General features: G+C 42.3%; 5 protein-coding genes. All 5 read left to right on the forward strand.

What is annotated here, in order from left to right; genetic code table 11:
• Positions 1-6 precede the first annotated feature (6 nt).
• The 5 genes from atpA (at position 7) to glmU (ending at position 5,981) form a co-directional block, all read left to right on the forward strand.
• Complete coding sequence (atpA, locus tag AAEY55_RS13565) at positions 7-1,548, forward strand: F0F1 ATP synthase subunit alpha (RefSeq protein ID WP_011329628.1); 1,542 nt, start codon at positions 7-9, stop codon at positions 1,546-1,548.
• A 60-nt stretch (positions 1,549-1,608) separates the two neighbouring features.
• Positions 1,609-2,469, forward strand: coding sequence for a F0F1 ATP synthase subunit gamma (gene atpG / locus AAEY55_RS13570; RefSeq protein WP_011329627.1), 861 nt, complete (start codon positions 1,609-1,611; stop codon positions 2,467-2,469).
• 33 nt (positions 2,470-2,502) lie between these two features.
• Entirely contained in the window at positions 2,503-3,888 is a 1,386-nt protein-coding gene (gene atpD / locus AAEY55_RS13575; RefSeq protein WP_011329626.1) for a F0F1 ATP synthase subunit beta, read from the forward strand.
• A 14-nt stretch (positions 3,889-3,902) separates the two neighbouring features.
• Complete coding sequence (locus AAEY55_RS13580) at positions 3,903-4,325, forward strand: F0F1 ATP synthase subunit epsilon (RefSeq protein WP_011329625.1); 423 nt, start codon at positions 3,903-3,905, stop codon at positions 4,323-4,325.
• A gap of 297 nt (positions 4,326-4,622) precedes the next feature.
• A complete protein-coding gene (gene glmU / locus AAEY55_RS13585; protein WP_089368914.1) occupies positions 4,623-5,981 on the forward strand; it encodes a bifunctional UDP-N-acetylglucosamine diphosphorylase/glucosamine-1-phosphate N-acetyltransferase GlmU in 1,359 nt (452 codons plus the stop codon).
• Positions 5,982-6,569 lie beyond the last annotated feature (588 nt).

A 6,569-nucleotide genomic window follows, 5' to 3' on the forward strand; every position in this document is an offset into this window, starting at 1 on the left:
AAGAGCATGCAACTTAATTCCACTGAAATTTCAGATCTGATCAAACAACGTATTGAGCAGTTCGAAGTTGTAAGTGAAGCTCGTAACGAAGGTACTATTGTATCTGTTACAGACGGTATCATCCGCATCCACGGTCTAGCTGACTGTATGCAAGGTGAGATGATTGAGCTTCCAGGCAACCGTTATGCTATCGCACTAAACCTTGAGCGCGACTCAATTGGTGCAGTAGTAATGGGTCCGTACGCGGATCTTACTGAAGGCGTAAAAGTATATACAACTGGTCGTATTTTAGAAGTGCCTGTTGGTCCTGGTCTACTTGGTCGTGTTGTTAACACACTAGGTGCTCCGATCGATGGTAAAGGCGCGCTAGATAATGACGGGTTTGAACCTGTAGAAAAAATTGCACCAGGTGTAATCGAGCGTAAATCTGTAGATGAGCCAGTACAAACTGGTTATAAATCTATCGATGCGATGATTCCAGTTGGTCGTGGTCAACGTGAACTTATCATTGGTGACCGCCAAACAGGTAAAACTGCACTAGCAATCGATGCAATCATCAATCAAAAAGGCACAGGCGTTAAGTGTGTGTACGTTGCGATTGGTCAAAAAGCATCTACTATTGCTAACGTAGTTCGCAAATTAGAAGAGCACGGTGCATTAGCAAATACTATCGTAGTTGTTGCATCTGCTTCTGAATCAGCGGCACTTCAGTACTTAGCACCGTTCGCGGGCTGTACTATGGGTGAATACTTCCGTGACCGCGGTGAAAACGCTTTAATCGTATATGATGATTTGTCTAAGCAAGCAGTTGCTTATCGTCAAATTTCATTACTACTTAAGCGCCCACCAGGTCGTGAAGCATACCCAGGTGACGTATTCTATCTTCACTCTCGTCTTTTAGAACGTGCTTCGCGTGTAAACGCTGAATACGTTGAAAAGTTCACTAATGGTGAAGTGAAAGGTACAACTGGTTCATTGACGGCATTGCCAATCATTGAAACTCAAGGCGGCGACGTTTCTGCGTTCGTACCGACTAACGTTATCTCTATCACCGATGGTCAAATTTTCTTAGAAACTGACCTATTCAACTCAGGTATCCGTCCGGCAGTAAACGCTGGTATTTCGGTATCGCGTGTTGGTGGTGCTGCACAAACTAAAATCGTTAAGAAACTAGGTGGCGGTATTCGTCTAGCCCTAGCTCAGTACCGTGAATTAGCTGCGTTCTCGCAGTTCGCGTCTGACCTTGATGATGCAACTCGTGCTCAACTTGAGCATGGTGAGCGTGTAACAGAGCTAATGAAGCAGAAACAGTACGCGCCAATGTCTGTTGCTGAAATGTCTTTGTCGTTATTTGCTGCTGAAAAAGGTTTCCTTCAAGATATCGAGATCGCTAAGATCATGGATTTTGAAGCGGCTTTACTTTCGTATGCAAATAGCACATACGCAGAGCTTGTGGCTCAAATCAATGAAACTGGTAACTACAACGCCGAGATCGAAGCGCAACTTAAAGAACTTCTAACGAAGTTCAAGTCTACGCAAACTTGGTAATATAGTTATTAATGGTGCGCTTTAGGAAACTAAAGCACACCTTGATTCGGAGAGAGAGTCATGGCCAGCGGAAAAGAGATTAAAAGCAAGATCGGTAGTATTAAAAATACTCAAAAGATCACTAGCGCAATGGAAATGGTTGCTGCGTCTAAAATGAAAAGGGCGCAAGAACGCGTTGCTACAAGCCGTCCATACGCTGCAAAATTACGCACAGTGATTGGTCGTGTTGCTCAGGCAAATCTTGATTTTACCCACCCTTTTTTAGAAGAGCGTGAAGTAAAACGAGTTGGTTATATTGTTATCTCTACAGACCGTGGTCTGTGTGGCGGTTTAAACTCAAATGAGTTTAAAAAAGTTGCACTAGATATTAAAGCATGGAAAGAAAAAGGTGTAAGCGCAGAGTTTGCAACTTTAGGCAGTAAAGCTGCTGGTTTCTTCCAACGCTTTGGTGGTCAAGTCCTTGCTAAAAAAGCAGGCTTAGGAGATAAACCTTCAATTCAGGATATAATTGGTCCTGTAAAAGTAATGCTTGATGCATTCTCTGAAGGTAAAATTGACCGTTTATTCTTGGTATACAACAAGTTTGTAAATACCATGAAGCAAGAGCCAACAGTAGATCAGTTACTCCCTTTGCCAAAAGCTGAAGAAGAAGTATCTGCCCACACATGGGATTACTTGTATGAGCCAAACCCAGACGCTATTTTAGAAGCGTTGTTAGTACGGTTTGTTGAGTCTCAAGTATACCAAGGTGTAGTTGAAAATGCTGCATCTGAGCAGGCTGCCCGCATGGTTGCAATGAAAGCTGCAACAGACAATGCCGGCGACCTTATGGATGAGTTACAGCTTATTTATAACAAAGCTCGCCAAGCAGCAATCACACAAGAAATTAGTGAGATTTGTTCTGGTTCAGCAGCAGTTTAATGCTTCAGGCAAAGATTAACGAGAGGAATAGACATGAGTTTAGGTAAGGTCGTCCAAATTATCGGTGCCGTTGTGGATATTGAATTTCCACAAAACAACGTGCCAGCCGTATATGACGCGCTAAGAGTAACAGATGGCGATTTAACTGGGTTGACTCTAGAAGTTCAACAACAGTTAGGTGGCGGTGTGGTACGTACTATCGCTATGGGTACTACAGACGGTTTGCGTCGTGGTGCTTCGGTAATGAATACAGGTGAGTCGATTCAAGTTCCAGTTGGTAAAGCAACACTTGGTCGTATCATGAACGTACTTGGTGAGCCAATCGATGAAGCTGGCCCAATCGGCGAAGAAGACCGTATGTCTATTCACCGTGCAGCGCCTACTTACGAAGAGCAATCAAGTTCAGTTGAGCTTTTAGAAACTGGTATCAAGGTTATCGACCTTGTATGTCCATTCGCTAAAGGTGGTAAAGTTGGTTTATTCGGTGGTGCCGGTGTTGGTAAAACCGTAAACATGATGGAACTTATCCGTAACATCGCAATCGAGCACAGCGGCTACTCAGTATTCGCCGGTGTTGGTGAGCGTACACGTGAAGGTAACGATTTCTACCATGAGATGAACGATTCAAACGTACTTGATAAAGTATCGCTTGTATACGGTCAGATGAACGAGCCTCCAGGTAACCGTTTACGCGTAGCGTTAACAGGTCTTACTATGGCTGAAAAGTTCCGTGACGAAGGTCGCGATGTACTTTTCTTCGTAGATAACATCTACCGTTACACACTTGCTGGTACAGAAGTATCTGCACTTCTTGGTCGTATGCCATCAGCGGTAGGCTACCAGCCTACACTTGCTGAAGAAATGGGTGTGTTACAAGAGCGTATTGCTTCTACTAAGACGGGTTCAATCACTTCAATCCAAGCGGTATACGTACCTGCGGATGATTTAACGGATCCATCTCCAGCAACTACCTTTGCTCACTTAGACGCAACTGTAGTACTTTCGCGTGATATCGCGTCACTTGGTATCTACCCAGCGGTAGACCCACTTGATTCATCTTCACGTCAACTTGACCCACAAGTAATTGGTCAAGAGCACTACGATACAGCACGTGGCGTTCAAACAGTTCTTCAGCGTTATAAAGAACTTAAAGACATCATTGCAATCCTAGGTATGGACGAGCTTTCTGACGAAGATAAGCAACTTGTATCTCGTGCACGTAAAATCCAACGTTTCCTATCTCAGCCATTCTTCGTGGCAGAGGTGTTTACAGGCGCGTCTGGTAAATACGTATCACTAAAAGATACAATTTCTGGCTTTAAAGGCATCTTAAACGGTGAATTTGATGACATGCCAGAGCAAGCGTTCTACATGGTTGGCTCTATCGAAGAAGCTCAAGAAAAAGCCAAAAGCATGTAACTTAGGAGGGGAGTATGGCAGCTATGACTGTACATCTTGATGTAGTAAGCGCAGAGCAGAGTTTGTTCTCTGGCCGTGTTGAATCGATTCAAGTTACTGGTAGTGAAGGTGAGTTAGGCGTTAATGCTGGTCACGCTCCACTACTTACTGCCCTTAAACCTGGTATGGTACGTTTAGTTAAGCAATTTGGTGAAGAAGAGTTCATCTACATTGCTGGCGGTACATTAGAAGTACAACCTAATCTAGTGACTGTTCTTGCTGATACAGCTGTTCGTGGTGAAGACCTTGACGAGCAAGCTGCAGAAGCTGCTAAACGTGACGCTGAAGCTCAAATGGCGAAAGGTGCATCTGCTGAACTTGATTATAATCAAGCCGCAGTGCAACTAGCTGAAGCAATTGCTCAGCTACGCATTATTCAGCAATTACGTAAAAAGTAAGCCTATCTGGTTTTTAAAAGCCCACATAACGTGGGCTTTTTTGTGCCTGTAATATAAATCAGCAATGTTATAAAAATTATAAATTTACTTTTTGTGCTCACTATTTATCCCTTGTTACTTATATCCATCACTAATCCCCGTTACAATAACGCCATTGAAGTGTCTGAGTGTTTCAGCCAAGATTCAGTAGTCAGTAATTAAGCTACTGAGTATTTGCACATGATGTGATTTACATAATCTACTGTGCACCAGTACGCGCTTATTTAGCTAAAACAACGAAAAAAGGAAATTGTTTTAATGTCTCTAACAACGGTTATTCTTGCAGCGGGTAAAGGTACTCGCATGCGCTCAGCGCTACCTAAAGTTCTTCATAAAGTGGCTGGCAAACCTATGGTGCAGCACGTTATTGATAACGCAAAAGCACTAGGTGCAACTACTACTAACTTAGTTTACGGTCATGGTGGCGAACTATTACAACAACAACTGGCCAACAACAACGTAAATTGGGTACTCCAAGCTGAGCAGTTAGGTACGGGTCATGCAGTAGCGCAAGCCAACTCTCATGTTAATGACGATGATACAGTGCTGATTTTATACGGTGACGTGCCTTTAACTAAGCAATCAACGCTTGAACGTTTATTAGCTGCGACACCTAAACATGGTTTAGCGGTATTAACCGTAAATTTAGCCAATCCAAATGGTTACGGACGTATGCTACGTGTTGATGGCAAGTTAGTGGGTATTGTTGAGCAAAAAGATGCCAGCCCAGAGCAATTACTTATTAGCGAAGTAAATACCGGTATTATGGCCGTTAATGGTCGATTGCTAAAAAGCTGGTTAGGCAACTTATCTAACAATAATGCACAAGGCGAATATTACCTAACCGACATAGTGGCAATGGCGCATAGCGAAGGTGTCGAAATTACATCAGCTCAGCCAGATCACCCAATGGAAGTAGAAGGCGCTAATAATCGTATACAACTAGCTGGTCTTGAACGTGCGTACCAAGCATGGCAAGCAGAAGAGTTAATGCTTAATGGGGCAACACTTGCCGATCCTGCCCGTATAGATGTTCGCGGAACAGTCACCACCGGTGAAGATGTACTAATAGATATAAACGTGATTTTTGAAGGCAAAGTGACTATAGGTCATAACGTTGAAATTGGACCAAACTGTGTGCTCAAAAACTGCAGCATTGGCGATAACGTTATAATAAAAGCTAATACACTCATAGAAGATGCAACAGTTGCTGCTAAATGTACGCTTGGTCCCTATGCCCGCCTTCGCCCAGGTGCCATTATGGAAGAAGACTCACATGTTGGTAACTTCGTCGAAATGAAAAAAACCCGTTTAGGTAAAGGCTCTAAAGCTAATCACTTAAGTTACCTAGGTGATGCTGAAATTGGCGAAAAGGTTAATATTGGCGCGGGTACTATTACCTGTAACTATGACGGCGTTAATAAAGCAAAAACCATTATTGGCAACAATGCCTTTATTGGTTCTAACTCATCGCTTGTTGCACCCGTAAATATTGGTGCAATGGCAACAATTGGTGCAGGCTCTGTTATTACGAATACAGTAGCAGATGAGCAACTAGCTATTGCTCGAGGCAAACAGCGTAATTTAGATGGCTGGAAACGCCCAGTTAAAAAATAACGACTTATATTTAGTTAAAAAGTATAAGTAGATAGAAGCGAGTTATTAACTCGCTTTTTTATTGTCTGAACAATATGAGCCCCCTACTCTACATCAGATATTTAACTGAGTATTTTGCTAAACCTTAAAAGGTGTAAAGTACCGGCTTTTAACTTATTTAGAGCTACCCAGTAAAGTACTATAACTAAGCCGCATTTAATTATTTAAACATAACATTTAAACTAAACAACCTACCTTCTACCTAGCGTAACTATAACTTCCCTATTACTGCCATTTATTTGGTGCTTTTTTAAGCTTAAACTTCATTGCAAGCCTTTGTTTGTATGCCTTTTATACAATATTCATTTAATTGTCATAAAGCGGAAATAAAGTGTTGACCCTCACTCGTTTATCCCTATAATGCGACCCCACTGAGACGGGAAACGTCAACGCTTAGCGAGACACGAATTACTCAGAGAGTTAAATAAAACTTCGGTTTTAAATCTTCCAAAAGAAAGTTTAAAACAAAGTGTTGACTCGAAAAATAAAGGATGTATTATACGCATCCCTTGAGGCGCTAAAGCGACTCAAAACGTTCTTTAACAATAT

This window comes from Pseudoalteromonas sp. 120-MNA-CIBAN-0494, assembly GCF_040308885.1.
Lineage (GTDB): Bacteria > Pseudomonadota > Gammaproteobacteria > Enterobacterales > Alteromonadaceae > Pseudoalteromonas > Pseudoalteromonas nigrifaciens.